20 protein-coding genes are annotated in these 22574 nt (G+C 47.9%); 16 read left to right on the plus strand and 4 right to left on the minus strand.

Features of this window, described 5'->3' with window-relative positions:
- Positions 1-14: 14 nt before the first annotated feature.
- A complete protein-coding gene (locus N288_RS04825; RefSeq protein WP_009791842.1) occupies positions 15-1010 on the plus strand; it encodes a LacI family DNA-binding transcriptional regulator in 996 nt (331 codons plus the stop codon).
- Positions 1011-1463: 453 nt separating this feature from the next.
- Positions 1464-2885, plus strand: a complete 1422-nt coding sequence (nhaC, locus tag N288_RS04830) for a Na+/H+ antiporter NhaC (protein ID WP_022543471.1) — start codon at positions 1464-1466, stop codon at positions 2883-2885.
- A gap of 55 nt (positions 2886-2940) precedes the next feature.
- Here nhaC and N288_RS04835 read toward each other — a convergent pair whose 3' ends face one another.
- Entirely contained in the window at positions 2941-3351 is a 411-nt protein-coding gene (locus N288_RS04835) for a potassium channel family protein (RefSeq protein WP_009791840.1), read from the minus strand.
- A 248-nt stretch (positions 3352-3599) separates the two neighbouring features.
- On the opposite strand from N288_RS04835, the gene N288_RS04840 reads away from it, so the two are divergent.
- On the plus strand, positions 3600-4364 hold the full coding sequence (locus N288_RS04840) for a GNAT family N-acetyltransferase (protein WP_009791839.1): 765 nt from the start codon (positions 3600-3602) through the stop codon (positions 4362-4364).
- Between the two features lie 61 nt (positions 4365-4425).
- On the opposite strand, the gene N288_RS04845 is transcribed toward N288_RS04840, so the two are convergent.
- Complete coding sequence (locus tag N288_RS04845; RefSeq protein ID WP_009791838.1) at positions 4426-5151, minus strand: MurR/RpiR family transcriptional regulator; 726 nt, start codon at positions 5149-5151, stop codon at positions 4426-4428.
- A gap of 237 nt (positions 5152-5388) precedes the next feature.
- Between N288_RS04845 and N288_RS04850 the strand changes: the two genes are divergently transcribed.
- The 9 genes from N288_RS04850 to N288_RS04890 all read left to right on the plus strand — a co-directional run bounded on the left by N288_RS04850 (position 5389) and on the right by N288_RS04890 (position 16993).
- The gene (locus N288_RS04850) at positions 5389-6825 is read left to right on the plus strand and encodes a glycoside hydrolase family 1 protein (protein WP_009791837.1); all 1437 of its coding nucleotides are present in this window, start codon (positions 5389-5391) and stop codon (positions 6823-6825) included.
- A 91-nt stretch (positions 6826-6916) separates the two neighbouring features.
- Positions 6917-7777: an EamA family transporter gene (locus N288_RS04855; protein WP_022543472.1), complete on the plus strand. Its 861-nt coding sequence runs from the start codon at positions 6917-6919 to the stop codon at positions 7775-7777.
- A gap of 269 nt (positions 7778-8046) precedes the next feature.
- Positions 8047-10413, plus strand: coding sequence for a polyprenyl synthetase family protein (locus N288_RS04860; protein WP_009791835.1), 2367 nt, complete (start codon positions 8047-8049; stop codon positions 10411-10413).
- A gap of 151 nt (positions 10414-10564) precedes the next feature.
- A complete protein-coding gene (locus N288_RS04865; protein ID WP_009791834.1) occupies positions 10565-11002 on the plus strand; it encodes a MarR family winged helix-turn-helix transcriptional regulator in 438 nt (145 codons plus the stop codon).
- A gap of 32 nt (positions 11003-11034) precedes the next feature.
- The gene (locus N288_RS04870; RefSeq protein WP_022543473.1) at positions 11035-11796 is read left to right on the plus strand and encodes a TerC family protein; all 762 of its coding nucleotides are present in this window, start codon (positions 11035-11037) and stop codon (positions 11794-11796) included.
- Between the two features lie 210 nt (positions 11797-12006).
- Complete coding sequence (locus tag N288_RS04875) at positions 12007-12792, plus strand: SDR family oxidoreductase (RefSeq protein WP_022543474.1); 786 nt, start codon at positions 12007-12009, stop codon at positions 12790-12792.
- 551 nt (positions 12793-13343) lie between these two features.
- Positions 13344-14555, plus strand: a complete 1212-nt coding sequence (locus N288_RS04880) for a hypothetical protein (protein ID WP_022543475.1) — start codon at positions 13344-13346, stop codon at positions 14553-14555.
- Positions 14556-14574: 19 nt separating this feature from the next.
- Entirely contained in the window at positions 14575-15816 is a 1242-nt protein-coding gene (locus N288_RS04885; protein WP_009791830.1) for a Zn-dependent hydrolase, read from the plus strand.
- 1 nt (position 15817) lies between these two features.
- Positions 15818-16993 carry an amidohydrolase gene (locus N288_RS04890; protein ID WP_009791829.1) on the plus strand — a complete coding sequence of 392 codons (1176 nt, stop codon included), beginning with the start codon at positions 15818-15820 and terminating at the stop codon, positions 16991-16993.
- 147 nt (positions 16994-17140) lie between these two features.
- Here N288_RS04890 and N288_RS04895 read toward each other — a convergent pair whose 3' ends face one another.
- Together N288_RS04895 and N288_RS04900 are read right to left on the minus strand one after the other, a co-directional pair.
- Entirely contained in the window at positions 17141-17650 is a 510-nt protein-coding gene (locus N288_RS04895) for a GNAT family N-acetyltransferase (RefSeq protein ID WP_009791828.1), read from the minus strand.
- Positions 17647-18579, minus strand: a complete 933-nt coding sequence (locus N288_RS04900; RefSeq protein WP_083783083.1) for a glutathione S-transferase family protein — start codon at positions 18577-18579, stop codon at positions 17647-17649. The genes N288_RS04895 and N288_RS04900 overlap by 4 nt, the downstream gene beginning before the upstream one ends.
- Positions 18580-18923: 344 nt before the next feature.
- Between N288_RS04900 and N288_RS04905 the strand changes: the two genes are divergently transcribed.
- From N288_RS04905 to N288_RS04920, 4 genes are all read left to right on the plus strand, one after another.
- Positions 18924-20189 carry a hypothetical protein gene (locus N288_RS04905; protein WP_009791826.1) on the plus strand — a complete coding sequence of 422 codons (1266 nt, stop codon included), beginning with the start codon at positions 18924-18926 and terminating at the stop codon, positions 20187-20189.
- Between the two features lie 352 nt (positions 20190-20541).
- Positions 20542-20934: a hypothetical protein gene (locus N288_RS04910; RefSeq protein ID WP_009791825.1), complete on the plus strand. Its 393-nt coding sequence runs from the start codon at positions 20542-20544 to the stop codon at positions 20932-20934.
- Between the two features lie 158 nt (positions 20935-21092).
- Positions 21093-21827, plus strand: a complete 735-nt coding sequence (locus tag N288_RS04915) for a phytoene desaturase family protein (RefSeq protein WP_022543477.1) — start codon at positions 21093-21095, stop codon at positions 21825-21827.
- A complete protein-coding gene (locus N288_RS04920; protein ID WP_009791823.1) occupies positions 21827-22540 on the plus strand; it encodes a phytoene dehydrogenase in 714 nt (237 codons plus the stop codon). The genes N288_RS04915 and N288_RS04920 overlap by 1 nt, the downstream gene beginning before the upstream one ends.
- Positions 22541-22574: the final 34 nt, after the last annotated feature.

Genomic DNA, 22574 nt, shown 5'->3' on the forward strand with positions numbered 1-22574 from the left:
CGGAGGCAATAAGCATGGCAACAATTAAAGATGTAGCAAAGCTGGCGGGTGTAGCAGTGTCTACAGCTTCTTATGCACTGAATAACAGCACTAAAATCAGTATGGAAACCAAACTGCGGGTAGAGAAAGCAGCCAGGGAGCTGAACTATCAGAAGAATGGGCTTGCTTCAGACTTGAAAAAGGATAAAACGAATACGATCGCCCTTATCTTGAGCGATTTATCAGGCCCTTATTATTCTGAGTTAATTAAAGGCGTACAAGATTTCGCCACATCAAATGGATATGATTTAATTGCATGCAGTTCAATTGGCGGAGCAAATTCAACTGCAGTCAAATTCCTTAAGGAAAAAAGAGTTGATGGTGCCATCATTCTGGCGCATAATATCAGCGATCAAATTGCCCTGGAGTCTGCCAGAGATTGTTTCCCGCTGGTAGTGCTGGACCGGAAGCTGCCGAATGATAATATTTTCCATGTAGAAGTGGATAATGAGCAGGGCGGATTCATGGCGACCAAGCATTTGATTGACAGAGGGCACAAGACCATTGCCTATGTGAGCGGCCCATCTAATTCACTAGATAATAATAAGAGATTCGCGGGCTATATGAGAGCTTTGAAGGAGAATGGGATTGGATTTCAGTCAAAGTGGAAGATTCCCGGCGACTTCACTCGTGAAGGGGGATATCGTGCGACAAAGCTGCTCATTGCGCAGCAGGATCTGCCGCAGGGAATCTTTTATGCTAATGATGAGATGGCGATAGGGGGACTGCAGGCTCTACAGGAGAATCAGCTGCAAGTGCCTGATGATATTTCGGTAATCGGATTTGATGATATTCAAATCTCAGAATATGTATCCCCGCCGCTGACAACGATTGCCCAGCCTAAATACGAAGCAGGGGCACTGGCTGTACAGCTTATCCTTCAGGTATTGGAGGGAGGCAAGGTGTCACCTTCGTTTTCTTTACCGACTAAGCTGGTTGAGCGCCAATCAGTCAAGCATGCTGGCGTGTAATTCAGTGTTTAATGATAGATAATAGCCCTGGACAAATACGTTTTGTCCAGGGCATTTTTATGGATCTTACATTAAACCTGATAAGGAAATCGTTTTGTTTTAAAAGCCTCCCTGACCATACCAGCGCATTACTAAGAATATAGGAGTTAAAAAGCTCTGAAGTCAGCTCACCATATTTCATCATGAAATATGCGCTTATATCGGAATTTACAGAAAAATTCCACTATAGTATTATTTTTATATACCTTTTTAAAAGGTCAGCGGGAAGGAACCCCTGCAAAAGCCTTCCAAGTAAAGCTTGTCACAACAAGCTTTGCACGCTGCTGCCCTTTAGGGCCCTCTGTTTTATCCTATTTAACCTCGTACTGCAAAAACACACGATCTTATTTCATTCATGTCAAAAAACAATCCAGGACAGTTGTAAGATCAAAATTTACCGTAAGGAGTGGTTGGTTGGAAACCGATATTAGAAAACCGTCTTTTATTTATGCGCTATTAATGCTATTTGCGGCGATTGCCGTTATTTCGGTCGGCATTCTTGCTTTTGATGCACCGATTCAAATTCTGATGTTTATTAGTATGCTTGTATTGATCCCTTTCATGATGGGATTGGGATACTCTTATAAGCAAGTGGAGAAATCGATGCTGTCATCGATGAGCAAGGCGCTGCAGCCTTCGCTGATTCTATTAACCGTCGGCATTTTAATCGGTGCATGGATTGCATCTGGAACCGTGCCTACCTTGATCTATTATGGAATTAAAGCCATATCTCCACAGTTCTTCCTTGTTACGACTCTTTTGTTCTGTTCACTGGTGTCTGTGGCAACAGGGACTTCCTGGGGAACCATCGGAACAGCAGGGATTGCCATGATGGGTGTAGGGACGACATTAGGCATACCTGTCGGCGTGACAGCCGGCGCCATCATTAGCGGTGCGTATTTCGGGGATAAAATGTCGCCCTTGTCTGACACGACGAATCTGGCTCCGACCGTCTCAGGCGGAGATTTATTCAGCCATATCAAGCATATGCTCTGGACGACTGTGCCCGCTTATCTGATTACGGCGATTATCTTCACGTTCATTGGCTTTAAATACAGCGGGGCCACCGTGGATGCAGCGAGTGTAAATGAACTGACATCCTATTTGGCTGAAGCATTTAATCTCGGGCTGGTGCCGATGATTCCTGTCATCGTCCTGATCGGGATGCTTATGCTGAAAAAACCGGCCATCCCGGCCATCTTTATCGGTGCAGCCGTTGGCGGCATCATTGCCATCGTTTATCAGGGCTTCAGTTTTTCAGACACAATCAGCATTTTTTATAACGGCTATGGAGTAGAATCCGGCATCGAAATGGCCGACAGCCTGCTTCAGCGCGGAGGACTTGTCAGCATGCTGGCGCTCATCGCGCTGTTCCTGTTCGCGCTCGGCCTTGGCGGGATGCTCGCCGAATCCGGCGTCCTGGAAGCGCTCATTGCTTCTTTTGCTGATAAGATCCAAAGCACTGGTGTTTTAACCCTTGTGACCATTCTTGTCAGCTATGCAACACTTGCCATCGGCGGATCGGTATACTTCTCGACCGTCATGGGCGGCACACTGATGAGACCTATTTTTGAACGGCTTAACCTCAAGCCTGAGAATCTGTCGAGGATATTGGAAGACACCGGGACACAAAGCTCCTCACTTGTCCCGTGGACTGGAAGCGGCATTTATACCGCAGGCGCACTTGGCGTTGCAACAGGGGCCTATCTGCCATTCTGTTTCCTTGCCCTGATCACTCCGCTCGTATCCCTGTTCTACGGATTCACCGGGCTGACCATGACTGAGAAAGATCGTCCAAAGAAGAAAACTTCCATGAAAACAGTGGAAGCATCATAACATAATAAAGAGGCTGCCAGACAATTTTGTCTGGCAGCCTTTCTTTATTTTCACCCTAATCCTGCTCTTCTTCTTTCCCTGAAGAACCCATCGCTTTCATAAAATAAGCAGTGGGCAGCAGGACACCAATGGCAGCTTCAAGCAGGGCAAAAAACCGGAGTGAACCTACCGGGATCAGGTCTCCGTAGCCGACAGATAGAATGGTGACTCCGCTGAAATAGAGCAGATTCATAAACGATTGGTCGGCAGGCTTCCCGTCCAGTGTTCCAACCCGCAGCACCACATCATCGAATGAAAGGGCGTAAAAAATGACGGAAAAGCCAAGCGTGAGGCCAAGCATCACAAAAAATAGCTTCAAAAATAAGACAGAGCTGAAGCGGCTCTTCTTATAGGACTTATTGGCAAAAAAATAATACAGATTTGCCCCGATAAAAACGAGGGCAGCCCCAGTTAAAACAGAACTCAAAACAAAGTGAACCTCCTTATATCCAGCCTATATTATGTATTTGACCTTAATGGTCGGCGGGTAAACGCTAGAACTGCCAGCAAACGTTCCTATCTGGTAAAAGGAGGAAATCCGGCCGGTGTGAAGAAATAATATGCATGGAGGCGAAACGGATGAAAAAAGAAGAAAGATGACGGATAAAATTGGGCTCTCATCATCCTTATCTTATACGCATCCTTGCAAACTAGAGAAAAAGGAAGGGGAGAAATATGCCTGCTGCAGTACTGAAAGAACTAAATGGAGAATGCCTTGGGGAAGGCTGCTACTGCCTGCGCAGCAAGCCGGGTTCCTCAGGCTACCAAAATAAAAATCTATGGCTGACCGAGAGATTTACAGAGGGCCTGAAGTATTTGAAAGTCCTGGAGAACGGCAGACAGGCCGGATTCATTGAATATACGCCGATCGAATTTTCCTCAAGGGCTGTCTATGGGGAAAATTATCTTGTCATCCATTGCCTTTGGGTGCATGTGACAGGGAAAGGATATGCCTCGCAATTGATTGAGCGTTGCTTGGAGGATGCCAGAAAGCAGCAGAAAGCAGGTGTCATCGTAATCACGAATCCGGATACCTCCTGGACGCCAAGCGCCGACATTTTCATCAAGCATGGATTTGTGGAAAAAGGAAGGGCTCCCTATGGGTTCGAGCTCATGGTTTACAAATTTGGGGATGATCCTGACCCCTATTTTCCCGGTGACTGGAAGAAGCGGCTGGAACCATTCGAGGAACTGACGATTCTGCGAATGCCGCAGTGTCCGTTTGTGGAAATTGCGGCAGACAACCTCACAGCCGCTGCAGAAAAACTGGGGCTGAGAGCGAATATCATTGAGCTGACAAGCAGGGAAGAACTGCTGCGCCTTTCGCCGACACCGTATGGCATTTATGGGGCAGTTTTTAAAAAGAGACTGATTTCTTATCATAGGCTGACTGTGCATTCGGCGGTGAAGCGATTAAAGGCGCTGGGTGGCTTAGGCTAGATTTGGATTTTCAGCGATATGGTGAGGCAGGGTCTTAAATTTAATTCCAGATCTTTTTACATTAATGGCCAAGCCGATGTATCTCCCTGCCCATCGATTCAAGAATATACACAACCGGAACCTGAGTGGTGATATTCGACTCTCCCATAAACTCTTCGCTTACATAATAAGAGATATTTAAGTCAGATATCTTTGCAATCGTGGAAGCGCGGTTATTCGTAATGCTGATGACTCTGCTTCCTTCCTGCTTCAGCCTATTCAGGTGGGCAACTGTAAAAGGCGTTTCCCCTGAAACGGAGAGGGCAATGACAACGCTGTTTTTCTGCCACTTTGAATGGATCGGAAAATGAGGATCTTTTATATACAGCGAGAAAGCGCCTAAGCTTGAAAAATATCTTGCCCCATATTCCGCCAGGATGCCTGAGCTTCCGATCCCGATAAAAATGACACTGTCTGCCTCTGCCACAAGCCTGGAAGCTTTTGCAATGCTCTCCTCAAGATCCCCTTTAAGCGCCCTTTCCAGAAATTCGGCTGCCGACTCTCGTGAGCTTTTGATGTTTGCTCCCTGCTGTTCTTTCAGCTCCATTTTCAGCTTTACCTTAAACTCCGAAAAACCTTCGCAATTCAGTTTGCGGCAAAAGCGGAGAATCGTACTTGTCGACACATGTGTTTCATCTGCCAGCTCCCGGATCCGCATATAGACCACTTTCTCGCGATTTTGGGAAATATAATTATATAGAGAAATCTCCAGCGGATTAAAGCTGGCAATCATTTCATTTGTAAACAAGGCTGTTCCGCTCCTATCTAAAGGATATCATCAATCGTTTTTCTATTTTATCACAAGCATGCTCTCTGAAACATAGTGTTTCAGTTATGAGACAATTCTCATTTTCGGTAAAAACGAACTGAATGGGCAGTCTTCATTTACTCTTCTTGAGATTCAGCGTTAAGATACTTAGTACAAGGCTTATTAAGAGAAGAATAAGCTAAAAGTAAAATAGGATCAGCCAGAGGAGGCAACATCATGAAAGAATACCGTTTTCCAGAAGGTTTTTTATGGGGAGGCGCGACGGCAGCCAACCAAATAGAAGGCGCCTATAATCAAGGAGGCAAGGGACTGAATATAGCAGACGTCCTTCCCGGCGGAAAAGGGCGCTATGACATTTTAACAAGGCCGGGCTTTGACTTTGAGATCCATCCTGACGATTACTATTATCCCAACCATGAAGCGATTGATTTTTACCATCGCTATCAGGAGGATATCGCTTTGTTCGCGGAAATGGGCTTCAAGGCTTTCCGGATGTCGATTGCGTGGACGCGGATTTTTCCGAACGGGGATGAAGCTGAAGCAAATGAAGAGGGATTGGCATTCTATGACCGTGTCTTTGATGAGCTTCATAAGCATGGCATTGAGCCGGTCGTAACACTCTCCCACTATGAAATGCCGCTTCATCTGGTGAAGGAATATGGCGGCTGGAGAAGCCGGAAGGCCGTTTCTTTTTTTGAAAAATATACAAGGACAGTTTTGACCCGTTATAAGGATAAAGTAAGGTATTGGATGACCTTTAATGAAATCAACAGCGGCCTTGTCATGCCGATCCAGGGGCTGGGCTTTTCCATCCAAGAAGAAAAAGACCGTTGTCAAGCCACATTCCAGGCGTATCACCATCAATTTGTCGCCAGCGCTCTTGCAGTGAAGCTGTGCCGGGAAATCAGCCCTGAATCCAGGATCGGATGCATGATCCTGTTTGCCCCTGTGTATTCTTATGACAGCAATCCGGCCAATGTGATGCACAGCTTAAGGGAAGAACAGCTCTTCAACTATTTTTGTACAGATGTGCAGGTCAGGGGAGCATATCCTTCCTATATGGACAGATACTTTAAAGATCATGGTATCCAGCTTGAAATGGAAGAAGGAGACCTGGATATTATCAGCGAAGGGACTGTCGATTATATCGGCTTCAGCTATTATATGTCCCGCACCGAGAAGAAGGAGAAGTCAGATGATGAAGCTTCACAGGGCAATCTGATCGGAGGCGTCCGCAATCCGTTCCTGAAGAGGAGCGACTGGGGCTGGGAGATTGATCCAGAAGGGCTGCGGATCAGTTTGAACCTGCTGCATGACCGCTACCAGAAGCCGCTTTTCGTAGTTGAAAACGGTCTGGGTGCCTATGATGAACCTGAGGAAGACGGCACAATCAATGATGATTACCGGATCGATTACCTGCGCGCCCATATTGAAGCGATGGGGGAGGCCATTGAAGACGGAGTTGATTTGATGGGCTATACAAGCTGGGGCTGCATCGACATGGTCAGCATGTCGACGGGTGAATTCTCAAAGCGCTATGGATTCATCTATGTGGACAAGCAGGATGACGGAACCGGCACCATGGAGAGAAGCAGAAAGAAATCTTTTTATTGGTATAAGGATGTAATCGGGACAAACGGGCGTACACTATAGGGTACAAGAACCCGGATGTACCCAGTCTAAGGCTGCTGTAACCGGCAGCCTTTTTATTTGGGCAGGCATCCTATTCAAGGGAGATGTCACAATGAGTATTATCCTCGCATTATTGGCCGCTCTTTTCGCCTCAATGACCAATATCCTGGCGAAAATCGGGATGGAAAATGTAAACACCAACCTGGCAACTGCCGTCAGGACGATCGTTGTCCTGCTCCTCGCTTTCCTCATGGTCCTGATCACAGGCAAGTTCGGCACAATCGCTGCGATACAGCCGAAAGCCATGCTTTTCATTATTTTATCAGGCTTCGCCACAGGGCTGTCCTGGCTGTTTTTCTTCAAAGCGCTGGGAATCGGCGAGGTTTCCAAGGTCGTGCCGATTGATAAGTCCAGCATCGTCCTGACGATCATCCTCTCCATTTTGCTGCTTGGCGAGCCCGCAGCGCCCCAAATCCTGGCCGGAGGTGCCCTCATCACCATCGGCACCTTCGTGCTGATCGGCAAAAATGAAGACAAAAAGAGATTCACCGGATCACAAAGCTATATTGTGTACGCGATATTGGGCGCTGTTTTTGCTGCCCTGACCTCAATCCTGGCCAAAATCGGAATGGAGGGGGTAGACTCCAATGTCGCTACCTTTCTGAGGACCATCGTCATTCTCCTGTTTGCATGGGCCATTGTTTTTTACCAGAAGACATACCGGGAAATGAAAACTATCTCCTCCAAAGGCTATCTGTTTCTCATCCTTTCGGGAGCGGCAACAGGGCTGTCCTGGCTCTGCTACTTCGGGGCGCTCGCGATTGGCAAGGTCTCGATTGTAGCTCCGATTGACAAATTCAGTGTGGTGATCACTATGATTTTGAGCTTCGTTATTTTAAAAGAAAAAGCGAGAAAGCATACGATTGTGGGCGGGGCAATCATCACTTTGGGGACGGTTTTTCTTGTTTTCTGATCGAATCCCGTCTTTCTTTTGGGACGGATCATGCAACATCCTTGCTGACGGGCATCCATAACCCTGCTAACTCTTTCATGCAGCAAAACCAATAGATACAACCAGCAATCCTCTGCGTTATCTGTCAGGGGATTTTTTTCCTTTCTATCCCCGCAAAAGCCCCCAAACATGCTATGTTAAAAGAATGATATAGGAGGATGGCCTCATTAATGATTGTCCGCAAACATGCATACATATAAAACAGACCAAAATGCAAAGGTAGTGTCCAGATGATAAAAGAAACCTTAATCAACCCTGAAGCCTGCTACCGGGAGGCGGAGAAGAAGGCCGCTGCCTATTTTCAGGCTCTATTTGCGCAGGCATCAGAAAAAAGCTTTATCCCTGTTCTGGAAAGAGACTTTCATTCATGGAAAAAGAATCATCGGCAGACATCGTCTTTTTTGCCGTTTTTTTCACGGAAAAACAGAAAGCCTGATTCCAAAGCTTATCATTCTTATATCAAGTGGCTGGAATACAGGGGCAAGCTGGATGATTATCTGGACCGGAGCATTTCTTATTTATATATGAGGGATTTGGGGAAATCCCTTGATGACCGGGATACGAAGGAAAGCATCGGAAGGGCAGTGGAGAGCCTGAAGGAGCGTCTCACGGCACCGAAGCAGCAGGAAGCAGAGTATTTCGGCATGGCCGGGCTGTACAGATGGGCTGAGAAAGAGGGCATCCAATCAGCTGTCATCTGGCTGATGGAAAAATTGCAGCAGACTGCACGGAATATCCCTGAAGGCATGGATGCTGCCCATGCCCAGCGGAAGCTGATTAAGATCATTGCAGGCGTACTGATGCATGAAACTGAAGCTATGAAAGAAGGGATAGAGGCAGGGGAGCGGAAAAGAAGATTGGAACGGGCTATCAGGCTTGGCTATTCTTATGGACTGACTTATCCTTTCATAGATGATCTGCTGGACAGCCGGGTACTGTCTGAAGATGAGAAAAAACAGTTTTCTGAGCTGATCTGCACTACCCTGACAACGGGTAGCGTCCCGCCGCTTGGCAGGTGGCAGCGTGCTATTCTGCCTTTGATCACCTATGTACATAATGAGCTGCGGGAAGCCTTCCATTATATAAAAGCCCAGCAGACGCCGGAGACGCTGGCCAGCTTCCTTGAACAGGCTTATGTCTTTTTCCAGTCCCAGGAGGTGGACCGGCAGAAGGATCTGAATGATTCATCATACACAAATGAAGAATTGTATATTCCCGTTATCCTGAAGTCGTCCTCGTCGCGCCTGATTGTCCGTTCCGTACTGAACAGTGGAAAGGATGACGGCTTTGACAGCCGGACCTTTTATTATGGAATCTACAACCAGCTTGCCGATGATTTTGCTGATCTGTTTGCTGACCTGGAGGATGGGGCGGTCACCCCTTATACATACTACCTCACCCATTACAGGGCGCGGCATGACCTGCTGAATCCGTTTGAGGTGTATTGGACCGTTATTGTCCACCTGATCCATGATGTCTACGGTTCCAATCCAAAAGCGAGGGAAGTAATTTTGGACCGGGCCATCAATGGTTTAAAGCGAAGCAAGGAGAGGCTCGGAAAAGAAAAATACAGGGAAGTCATGGAGCTGTTTGCACCCGGCAGCCCGGAGTTCAGCCGGCTGATTCAGCAGATGGCCGCAAAGGCCGCTGATGTCGACTTTTTCGATAAGCTGCTGAGAGACCATATGCTTGACAGCCTGCAAAAGGAGCGGCTGGGGCAGGAGGATTTCCGGTATAAAGTGGAGGAAGTGCAGAAAAGGATTAATAACGTGCTTCGGATTGAGGATAAAGATCTGCTGATGGGGGAGCCTGTCCGGGAGGCGGCCAATTACAGCCTGGCAGCCGGGGGAAAAAGGCTGCGGCCTGTCATTGCCTGGTTTGTGGGCGTTGAGGCATACGGTATGGAGGAAACTGCTTTGATGCCGCTTCTCCGGTCATTGGAATACATGCACACAGCTTCTCTGATTTTCGATGATCTTCCGGCCCAGGATAATGCTCCGAGCAGAAGGGGGAAGGCTGCTGTCCATGAGGTATATGGCACGGCAGCAGCTGAGCTTTCCGGTCTTTATTTGACGCAGAAAGCTATGGAGGATCAGGCATCGCTCACCTCTTCCACGCCGGATGCGGTCCTGGAACTGATCCGCTATACCGCCCGTTCAACCGCTGAAATGTGCCGCGGGCAGGCGATGGACCTAGAGGCGAAAGGAAAAGCATTGACGGCAGGGGAGCTGGATGCTCTTTGTTTTTATAAAACAGGCATCGCCTTTGAGGCGTCCATTATCATGCCGGCCATCCTTGCAGGAGCAGAACAGGATGAAATTGATGTCCTGAAAAAATTTGCCCGGCATGCCGGGATCGCTTTTCAGATACGGGATGACCTGCTCGACGTGGAGGGAGATCCGATGCTGCTCGGCAAGCCGGTAGGAACGGACCGGAGGAACCAGAAGGAAACATATGTCTCGGCGCTTGGGAAGGATGGCGCCAAAAGGTCGATGTGGGAGCATTATTGTTCGGCAGCTGAATTGCTCCAGGAGCTGCGCGCGGAGTTTGCCTTTTTGGGGTATCTGCTGGACTATATGGTCCATCGTGAAAAATAAAATAGATTGCGTACGGCTGCTGTAAAGCGGCCTTCTTCTATTTTTAGCGAGCACACTATCATTTTCTTTCAATACTTGCCGATTTTATTATTATGATCTATAATATATATAGATTATATATAATATAAAACATACTTAACGGAGGACTATCATGGTTGTTATGGATTTTAAAAATATGCTGTGGAACTATACACGGAAAATCAGCGAAAATACAAATGTGATTATCACTTCCATTTGTGAGCAATATGGACTTACAAGCCTTCAGATCCGGATACTGGTCGAAGTTCAGCAGCATGGTTCCCATACAATCGGCAGCCTTGCATCCCGTCTGAACATGGCAGGCACCAATATTTCAACCATGTGCAAAAAACTCGAAAAGCTGGAATTCCTGAGGCGGTTCCGGGATCCGAATGATGAGCGCGTCGTCAAGGTAGCTCTTACCGAGAAGGGTGCTCAAACAGTTGAGGAAATGAATGCAGCACTGATAGAGAGGATTTCTTTTTCCATAAAAGACGAATCCGATGAGTCGCTTACTGACATTATTGAAGGCCTTAAAAAGCTGAATGAATTGCTGGAAAGAATGAAATAAATAAGCTCAAGACATCAAAGGAGATATGAAGAATGTGGCAGGAAATATTATCAACGTACGCTTCAATGTTTGATTGGCATATGTGGGCGGAGATGCTGACCTCATCAAAAGCATGGGGGATGATTTTATCCCTGGCGGTCCTTGAATGTATACTATCAGCCGATAATGCACTGGTCCTGTCGGCTTTCGTCAAGCCGCTGCCTAAAGATCAGCAGAAGAAAGCCCTCATTTTCGGACTGTGGGGAGCTTATCTGTTCCGATTCATCTTCATCGGTCTCGGGACGTTCCTGATCAAGTTATGGTTCATCAAATTGATCGGTGCCTTGTATCTGCTATGGCTGTCCGTTAAGTTCTTTATGGACAAGCTGAAAAACAAAGAGGAAGGCGAAGAGGATGAGGCCCGCAAGCCAAAAGGCTGGCTTGTTACGACATTCGGGCTCTTCTGGGCAACCGTCATCAGTGTCGAGCTCATGGACCTGGCGTTCTCAGTGGACAGCATCCTGACCGCCCTGGCTGTATCAGAGGAAGTCTGGGTCATCCTGCTCGGCGGCATGATCGGCATCCTGCTGATGAGGGGTGTTGCAACCTTCTTCATCAGCCTGATGAACAAAGTGCCTGAGCTGGAAACAACCGCTTATGCACTGATTACCTTCATTGCGGTTAAAATGGGACTGACACTGGTCGAAATCCATATACCGAATGAAATTTTCATAGGCGTGATGATCCTTGCGTTCATTGTTACCTTTATCATTCACGCTATCCGCAAAAACAGGACAGAGAAATTCTCACACTGATTAAAACGCCCGGCAAAGCTGGAATCCAGCTTTTAGCCGGGCATTTTTTGTATTGAAAAAAATGGAATGAAGGTTTCACAACTTGGCTATTCACAGCCATTGGCTAATCTGGCAGCAGGTGAAAGAATAGACCTCCGCCTATTCCTGTGTTTAGGACAGCCCCTGATGGGAAGAGAGAATGGTAGAGCAAATAATAGGAGGAATCAGATTATGAGCAAAACCATTTTCATTACCGGTGCAGGCAGCGGACTTGGAAGAGGGGCTGCCATCGGCCTTGCCAAAAAGGGGCATAAAATCATCGCGACAACAGAAATTACACCGCAAAAGACAGATCTTCTCAGGGAAGCACGCGATCTTGGACTCGATATGGAGGTATTCAAGCTGGATATCACCAATGAGCGGGACCGGGCTCAGATAGAGGAATACGATTTTGATATTTTTGTGGCCAATGCGGCCATCAATGAAGGCGGACCGCTCGGTGAAGTGCCGATGGACCGCTTCAGGGCTTTATTTGAAGTGAATGTGTTTTCCACTTTGGAGACTGTTCAAATCGCTGCCCGGAAATTCGTCAAAAAAGGCAGCGGCAAAATCATTTTCTTGAGCTCGATGGCAGGCATTTCCGCAACTCCTTATGTCGGACCTTACACCGCTACTAAGCATGCTATTGAAGGAATTGCACAGACATTGAAGAGCGAGCTCGAGGAATTTGGCGTAAAAGTTGCCACGATCAATCCAGGCGCCTACAACACCGGGTTTAATGACCGCAGCGCCGAGGAAATATGGAAATGGTACGATGAAGACAAGAATTTTACCAGGAAAGAAGATATGCTCAAGCAGCAGGAAGGGCTGAAGCATCAATTCGATCCAGAGGACATGATTGAAAAAATGATTGAAATCATCCCGGCGGACCATCATAAATTCCGTACGGTCCATCCGCAGGAAACTGAAGAACAATTGAAGAAAACCCAGCAGGAGCGCTGGGAGATGGAGATATAGGATAAGGGGTGCCAGGCACCTGCTGCGGCAGGTACTGGCACTTTTTTTGTCACTATTTGAAGTCTGCATGCATATTTCCCCGGAAATGGTCGAATGCAATGGTGTTGTGAAGATGTCGTGCCAGGCACCGGCCGTGGACAGAATAGGTTGTAGTGTCCATATGGAGTGTCAGGCACGGTCATTACAGGGAATGTATTTTTTGTAGAATTAGGCCGATTTAATGTAGAATAACTGAAAAACTTGTTTTATGTAGAATACTAGGAAACTTATGTGGAATCGAATGATTTTCTTCGTAAATGACTGAAAAATGCCGGTCCGAAGCCAATCGGACCGGCATTTTTTTACATTAAAAACTCACTAACTAGCACCAAGCCTTCAAGCAGAAATTTCTTACTTCATCACTTTAAAACGTCCATACATAAAAATGTAAACGCTTACTTAAATATTTAAAATAATTTAAATTGACTGACTAATTTTGCTGTATTATTATACTAATATTAATAATTTTTCGCTCACCGAAATAATAAATTCAGAAAAGGAGGGAGTTCCCTATGTCCCAAATGTTGGCAGTTGTTATTCTTGTTTTAATTTTATTCATCGGAGATTTTGTGGCAGTCCGTACGAAGGCATGGGTGCCTTCCATCTTTGTGTGTGCGGTATTATTCCTTGCAGGATATTGGACATTTTTTCCGCAGGATATCGTCGCGCTGGCAGGTGTGCCGCCGGTTGTTGCGACACTAATGATGTATCTGCTGATTACAAATATGGGTACGCTCTTATCGGTCAAGGAACTGAAGAATCAATGGAAAACGATTGTTATTGCTATTTCCGGCATCCTTGGCATCATCGCCATACTCTTCGCAGTCGGAACATTTATCTTCGGCTATCAGACGATTGTTGTGGCAATTCCGCCGTTGGTCGGAGGTGTAGTCTCTGCCTTAATCATGTCAGAGGGTGCAAAGGAAGCGGGGCTTGCTTCACTGTCCGTGTTCGCCATTGTCATCTATGTGATGCAGGGGTTTGCAGGCTATCCGATTACATCCTTTGTTTTGAAAAAAGAAGGAAAGAACCTGCTGGAAGCCTATCGCAAGAATGGCGGTGCAGCACTGAAGGAACAGCAGCCTGCCAAAGCGGAAATGGCAGCGGCGGCTGAGGCTCCAGCCGCGCCGGAGCTCAAGCTGTTCAGGAGTATGCCGGAAAAATACAATACCGATTTCTTCAAGCTGCTGCGCCTTTCGGTCGTTGCTTTCCTGGCCTACCAGGTTTCCGCCTGGCTGGCGCCTGTTGTCAGTGTGAGCCCGTTTGTCATCTGCCTGCTGTTTGGCGTAATCGCCACAAGCTTAGGCTTCCTGGAAAAGCAGGTCCTCCAAAAGGCCAATGCCTTCGGTTTCGCAATTATGGCCTTGATGCTCTTTATCTTTGATGGTCTGAAGCAGGCAACACCGTCCATGATGCTGCAGATCATCGGGCCGCTGGTCGGCACTATTGTGCTTGGCGTCATCGGGATGTACATCTTCTCCTTTATTGCCGGAAAAATTCTCGGCGTCAGCAAAAATATGGCCTTCGCCGTATCATTGACAGCTTTATACGGATTCCCGGCAGATTATATAATCACGAACGAAGTGATTAAATCACTGACCGAAGATGAGGAAGAAAGGGAGATGCTGACTAGCCATATGCTTCCGCCAATGCTCGTCGGCGGCTTCATCACCGTCACCATCGTTTCCGTTGTCCTCGCAGGGTTCTTTGTCAGCCTCTTATAAAGAAAGGAAGGATTAGAACATGAGTCTAGTAAAAGAGCAGCTTGCTGCCAGAATAGAGAAGCATATAGAAGCGCTGAGTCATTTTACGGCTACGCCTGGAAAGGGTACAACACGGCTCACCTACAGTCCGGAAGACCTTCAGGCCCGCAATTATATTAAGGGAAAAATGAAAGAAATCGGATTGGAAGTCACTGAGGACGGCCTTGGAAATATTTTTGGAAAGCTCGAAGGAACCCTGGAGGATGCACCAAGCGTGCTGATTGGCTCACATTTTGATTCTGTTCCGAATGGCGGCTCCTATGACGGACCGGCAGGCGTTGTGGCAGGTCTTGAAGTGGCTGCGCTGTTTGCAGAGAATAATGTGAAGCCGAAATACCCGCTGGAAGTCATCGCAATGGTGGAAGAGGAAGGCTCCCGCTTTGGAGGCGGTCTCATGGGGTCGAGAGGTATCACCGGGCTGATGTCCGAGACAGAATTTTTCAAGCTGGCAGACCGGGATGGCGTGCTGGCGAAGGACGCAATGGAGAAAATCGGGCTGGATCCTTCTCTTCCAAAGCAGAGGGACCCGAAAACGATTAAAGCGTTCCTGGAGCTGCATATCGAACAAGGGCCAATACTCGAGGAAAAAGGTATCCCGATCGGTGTGGTAGAAGCGATTGTCGGTCTGACCCAGCTGGAAGTAACTGTGAAGGGGCAGGCAGGCCATGCCGGGACGACTCCGATGGACCGCCGCTCGGATGCACTCGCTGCGGCGGCTGCCATCATTGCCGGGCTTTCGGGACTGGCTGAAGCAGAAGGGGAAGGGAGCGTTCTGACCGTCGGCCGCCTGAATGTTTTTCCTAATGGAGCCAACGTCATCCCGGATAAAGTGGTGTTCTCAGTGGATATCCGCTCAGGCAAGGAAGAGCATGTACTGAATATGGTTGAAAAAGTGAAAGAACGAATCGGCTCTTACGATGGCGGCGGAATTCAGACCTCCGTTGAACAGCCGCTGTATATGAAGCCTAAAGCAATGAACGAGGAAATCCTGACGCTATTTAAAGAAAAAAGCGCTCAATTGAATATTCCATACTGCCCGATCAACAGCGGAGCCGGGCATGACGCAATGGTACTTTCCGATTTCACGGACGTCGGCATGCTGTTCATTCCGAGCAGGAACGGCCTGAGCCATTGCCCTGAAGAATGGTCAGATTCCAAGGACATTGCGAAAGCCGTCGAAATTTTCTATGAAGCAGCAAAGAAGCTGACGGAGGCTGAGTAAGATGCTCCACCCTGCAATCAAAGCCTCTATTCAGGCTGGCAGAGAAGAGCTGGTCAGCATCCGGAGGAAGCTTCACAGCGAACCGGAGCTTCCGTGGGAGGAAGAGAAAACAACAGAGTTTGTGGTTACCTCTCTTAAAAAACTCGGCATTCCCTTCAGGAGGATGAACCCAACCGGGGTGGTGGCTGAAATCGCCGGCGGCAAATCCGGAAAACGGGTGGCCTTGAGGGCAGATATGGATGCCCTTCCTGTTGATGAGCTGAATAACAATTTGCCTTATGTGTCAAGCTCTCCCGGAAAAATGCATGCCTGCGGACATGATGCCCATACAAGCATGCTGCTTGCCGCTGCGAAGGCCCTTGTGGAGATCAAAGGCGAGCTGCCAGGCACCGTCCGGCTGATTTTCCAGCCGGCTGAGGAAATTGCCGAAGGGGCGAAGGAGATGGTGAAGCAGGGAGCGATGGAAGGGGTCGACAATGTGTTCGGCATCCATATCTGGTCCCAGATGCCGACGCATAAAATCTCTTGCACTCCTGGCCCGTCATTTGCTTCCGGCGATATATTCAGAATCAAGTTCAAAGGACGGGGCGGACACGGTGCCATGCCGCACGAATGCATTGATGCCGCTGTTGTCGCATCTTCCTTTGTCATGAATGTCCAGGCAGTCGTATCACGGGCCATCGATCCGCAAAGCCCGGCCGTCCTGACAGTCGGCAAGATGTCAGCCGGCACCCGCTTCAACGTCATTGCGGAAAATGCCGAGATTGAAGGAACGGTCCGCTGCTTTGATGCGGAAACGAGGGATCATGTGGAAATGCTGCTGAAGCAATTTGGAGAGCAGACCGCCTCTGTCTACGGGGCAGAAGCCAAGGTGGAATATATCCGCGGCACGGATGCTGTCATCAATGAGGAACAAAGTGCAGGATTGGTGCAGAAGATCGCGGAAGAAGCTTTCGGGAAAGAAGCGATCTATCATGAAAAGCCGACAATGGGCGGCGAGGACTTCAGCATCTACCTCGCACACGCACCAGGAAGCTTCGCACTCGTCGGCAGCGGCAATCCTGATAAAGATACCGAATGGGCTCACCACCACGGACGTTTCAACATAGACGAAGACGCACTCACAACAGGCGCAGAGCTTTATGCGCAGTATGCATGGGTGTATCTGAATGATTAGTGTGGGTGCCAGGCACCGCAGATGGACAGATTGGGTAAAAGTGTCCATGGGCGGTGCCTGGCACTTTTTTTGCCAACTCAGCTTAATCAGTATGCGTCTGAGCTATGAAAAGGAAAACGGGGGAAGTGCACCTTCCCCCGTTTTTTACTATATTTCTAAAACATAAGCCCTCACAATAATCCCATCACCAGCCGGCTCAAAATCATACTGCGGCAGCCTTTTAAATCCAAAGCCTTCGTAAAGTTTCATCGCGTTTTTCATAAAATCGCCTGTGTGCAGGCCGATTTTATGGAAGCCCTGTTCCTTTGCGCGGCGGATGCATTCAGAGATGAGAGCTTTCGCAATGCCCTTGCCCTGAAATTCAGGAGCAACGGCAAGCATCCGGATTTCCGGGTAATCCAGTTCCTCCACATAACCTTCATAGGCATCAGTCCTGGCCGGAAAAAGGGCGACGCTGCCGGCGAGCCTGCCATCCTCCTCGGCAATGATCAGCTCCACGCCCGGCTGCTGGTCCGCATCAGAGGATATCGCTTTTTTTAATGCTTCCCAATGCGGTCCTGGAATGCTGCCGGTATGGGCCGAATAGGCGGAAACCCGCTGCTCGCGGATGGTCCCGGTCATCTCCTTTTCCGCATTGCGGATGATTACGCCGCTCATCTGCCATCTGCTCCTTTTTTCAAAAACTTTTCTGTCTTACCGCTGAGCTTTTCACGTCCATGCTCTGTGTTCCATACTGACAATTCCGGACCCTTTGGCAGGATAGCCGGCTCTGCCTTGTCGGTTGAGATGGTGATGGACAAATGATAGTGCTGCTTAATTGCATCAAAGTCAGTGGTATCGCCAAATCCCGGTGTCTGGTAAAGGTCGCGGGCGTAGCCCCATAGATGCGTATATTCACGGATCAAATTCCGGTTTGTGTTGAACGCGGTATAATAGGCAGCGTCAAATCGGGCAAGGGTTGTGTAGAGCCTCACATCTGAATCGGTGATATAGTCGCCGAACAGGAATCGCCGGCCGGAAAGCCTTTGCTCCAGCTCATCAAGTCGTGCGAACAGCTTATCGTATGCCTCTTCATAGGCCCCCTGCGAATGCGCAAACCCGCATTTGTAGACGCCATTGTTTACATCATGAAAGATGCTTTCATTCAGTTCGTCGATGTCAGCTCTCAGGTCTTCCGGATAGAGGTCAGGTGCATCTTCTTTATGCAATGCAGCCCATTCTGTCTCAAAATAGTTTGTGAGCTTAAAATAGTCGTTGTGGACGGCCTTTTTTTCTTTTATATCAACCATGACCGGCACCGTCGGCCTGCCGTCATAATCAGGGTCTGCGTTTTTGTATACTTCGCTCATATACTGAATGCCAAGAACAGGATCACGTCTTCCTTCATCAAGGGAGAATTCCCAGTCAACATGCTGAAGGCGGGGCCGCATCGGGCTGGCGGTGCCAAGGCTGATGCTATCTTCCAGGCCAAGCACTCTCCGGACAATAACCGAACGGTGCGCCCATGGGCAGGCGGCCGACCATAAAAGGCGGTAGCGCCCCGCTTCGGCAGGCAGCTTATCCGGCCCCTCGCCAAAGGGAGTCATAAACCGGTTTGTCTGCCGCTTGAAAGATCCATCAGAGGAAATCTCCTTCGGCTTATTGCTTGAAGGCAATTCACAATTTGAACCTTGAGATGATTGTGGCAATGTACAGCATCCTTTCTTATAGGAAAATAGTTAAGTGGTGAAATATCTCAATCTGCTACTAGTTTAGTATAAGGGCAATATTCAGTCAATTTTCAGTGCAGCTTTATATTGGTGTCAGGCACTGCTAATGGACATTCTGCCCTCATTTGTCCACGGACGGTGCCAGGCACTGCTGCCACATTCTTTGAAACCAAATTACCGTTTCTTTCGTAAAGAGATTAGGATGAAACAAGGAGGCAGCTATGGATCAAAGAATAAAGAAACTTGCAGATTCAGCTTTTGAGAAGTTCGGGCTGGCAGAATATGATCTCGGTAGAACCGGATTCTATCAAGACTCACCTTTTCAGAATAAGACTGTTTATACTCTCTGTATGGAATGGTTCCCTAACGGTACAGCAGCAGAGGATGATGAGAGCAATCCGGAGGGCACGGCTGTCATAGAAGTGGCCATTCCAAGCAATAAGACAAAGAGCGCTATATTTGTGGGCGGGAAGACATTGGCTGATGGAGTTATTTTCGTTCCCGGGGACCGGGGCAGTATGATTGATTGGATTGAGAAAGAAACTGGCCTGAGCTATGGGCAGCAATTCATGCTGACGAAGGAAGAGGGAAGAAGGCTGCATTTTTCAGCGGCTGTCAATGGCACCGCCCTCTATCCTGGTGGTTATATAGAGCTGGAAACGGATGAGGAAGGAAGGCTGATTACTTTTTCTTCAAATGGAAGTTTCCCAGAAGCAGATCAGGTACAGGAGGAGAAATATGCTCTCTCGCTTGAAGACATAGATGAAGATCTTCTTAGAGAGCAACTGATATTCGCTCAATTCCCGAACCGGGAAAAAGAAAAATGGTTTTCTTTATTTGCGATTGAGGAAATTTTCGTCAAGAATGACAGGATGAAAACGATTGAATTTGATCCAATAGGGATGGAGCCAAAACTTATGGTCGATCAGGTAATCGATTGGGACAAGCCTTCAGACGTTCCTTTTGAACGAAAGCCTATCATAGAATCCGAAGACATTGGAGCAGACCAGGCATTCGGCGGAGAACCTCATATAGAGTCCTGCCCGATCAGGGAGGAAGAGACTGATAAGTGCGCGGATGCTGTCAGGCAGGTGCTCAGCCGGGAATATCCTGGCGAGTCCGGCCAGTGGACATTGAAAACACTTCGCAGGAGCCGCGGGTGCATTGATGCGGTATTAAGGAAATCCGGGCACGATTCTAGTGTTTTTAAGCGAAAGCTGACGGTTGTGATTGATGCCCATAGTTATGAGCCGAGAAATTACATTGACAATCAGATGATGCTCGACATGTTCGACGGTTACCAGGCACCAGGGGAGATAGCGGTCATTAAGGAGGAAGCCTTTGAAATGTTAAAATCATCCTTCTTCTTAAAACCGGTCTATGTCTATGATGTTGAGAGAGAAAAGTATGTTTTATGCGGAAAATTGGACTGCCTGCATGCAGTTGATGCTGAGACAGGTGAGATTGTTCTGCTCGATGATATTTAAAGTGGATTTTATGCAGGAAATGCCCTTCTGATAGATATCAGTGGGCGTTTTTTCATTAAATACTTTGCAGGGGCAAGAGATTCTACATAAAAATTCTGTTATTCTACCTAAAATTCTTGTTATTCTACATAAAATCAGTGTGATTCTGCATAAAATACATTTATTGGAATTCCGGAATACTCCAGTGCCAGCCGCTGCCGTGCCTGGCACTGCCAAAAGACACTTCCCCCCATTCTGTCCACGGGCAGTGCCAGGCACTAATTTCACCAGGAACATACGTTTTCAAGGGACATGCATAATGCCACCCTCACCTTAATAAGATGAACTATCATCTTAGAAATGGGGCGAGAAATTGGTAAATGCGAATGGCATTGTTACAAAGGAAATCCTTGCGCGCTATGTGGAATTGAGCAAGACAAAGAAAGCTGCGGAAGAGGAGCTTGAGTCGCTGAAAAAGATGTTCAATCTCCATTTTGATCAATCTGTCGGACAAAATGAAAAGGGCGAAATCACAGTGAGCACATTCAAACTCCAGCGGCAGATCAGGAAAGCCGAGAAATTTGAGCAGGAACCAACCGTAAAAAGGCTGGAAGAGTTAAATCTCCATGAACTGATCCAAAAAAAGCCGGATGAAGGTAAAATTAAATCAGCCCTGGACCTGGGCCTGCTAAAAGAAGCAGATCTGGAGGGCTGCCGCACCATCAAAACCAATGCAGCCATATATGTAAAAGAGATAGATTTCTAACCGTGACAGGCACCGCAAATGGACACTTCTTCTGAATTTGTCCACGAGCGGTGCCTGACACCGTATAGATACCATATTAGAATTTCAATATCGCCGCCAATATTGCTTATAATGGTGTAAACATGTTAGCAGGTGCAGCAGGAAATGGAGGCGGTGAAATGGCAAAGTCAGTATGTATAATCGGAGCCGGGATCGGGGGCCTGACAGCCGGTGCCCTTTTGGCCAATGCCGGCTTTCAGGTGACTGTCCTGGAAAAGGCATCAACCGTTGGCGGATCGGCTGGCTTTTATATACGAAAAGGACGGATGTTCCCGACCGGCGCAACTGTCGCATTCGGACTGGAAGAAGGAGGACTGCTGAGAGAGCTGCTAAATGAAGCAGGGGTACAGCTCCCGGCAAAATGTCTGTCCCATCCTATGGATGTTATATTGCCTGATCGGAAAATTTCCATATACCAACGCACAGAATACTGGGAGGAAGAGCTCCAGCGCGTATTCTTTGAGCACCCAGAGCGTGTTTTACGGTTCTGGAGAGAGCTTCACAAAATCGGGGAAATGGTACAGGCTGTTTCCGCTTCAGGGATATCTCTTCCGATAAAGAAACTTTATGACCTTGGGAGCTTTGCACGCCTTGCCCTCAGGCGTCCCGTTTCCATGCTAAGACTGGCACGTTATGCCCTTTCAACAGTAGAAGATCTATTAAAGAAACATAAGCTCGAACACTATCTTCCATTCAGGCAGTTCTTAGATGCCCAGCTGCTGGATGCCGCGCAGACCGATGCTTCTGAGGCTGCTTTGCTGCCTTCAAGCCTGGCCCTGACCATTTACAGGAAAGGAAGCTTTTCGATCGAAAAGGACTGGGGCAAATCAGCTCTTCTTTGTCAGAGAGGATAGTGGAACTTGGCGGAAGGGTGGAGCTTGTTTCACCAGTTAGGAAGATTGAGTACAGCAAAAGCGAAAATAAGTGGAAGGCAGAAAGCAGAAAATGCAGTGGAGCGTTTGATCTTATCATCAATAACAGCGGAATTTCCTTTGGAAAAGGGACGAGCCATAGTGAAGGTGATGAGTTTTCATGGGGTGCCTTTCGTGTTGACAGCATTGTGTCAGGAAAGGACCAAAAAACCCTGCCTTTCGCCTATCAGATCATGCCGCAAGGGGAGCAGGAAGCATTTCACGGCCCCATCTATGCAACTCTGCAGGAATCGAGGGATGCAAGCGGGCTTACAATTGAGGACGAAATGATATTGACGATTTCTGTTCATACCGACAGCAAGATATGGGCTTCATTTGGAAAAGAAGAATACAGGCAGCGGAAAGAACAACTGACAGGCAGACTGCTCCATGAAGTGGATAAAATCACCTCAATTAAAACCCGCTTGCAAAAGGCAGAAGCTGGCACCCCTTTAACATATCAAAAATTTGTGGGGAAAACGGAGGTCGGCGGATTCCCCCTGACCGTCCGGAACAGCGTCATTAAGCCGAAAAGCTTTCGTACCTCCTTGCCCGGATTCTATTTAGCAGGAGAGCAGGTCTTCCCAGGACCGGGTACACTATCAGCAGCGCTAAGCGGCCGCAATGCCGCGAGGGCCATTATAAAAGAACATTAACCCTGCGTGCCAGGCACCGCAAATGGACACTTTC

Origin of the sequence: Bacillus infantis NRRL B-14911 (assembly GCF_000473245.1) — a bacterium.
GTDB lineage: Bacteria > Bacillota > Bacilli > Bacillales > Cytobacillaceae > Bacillus_AB > Bacillus_AB infantis.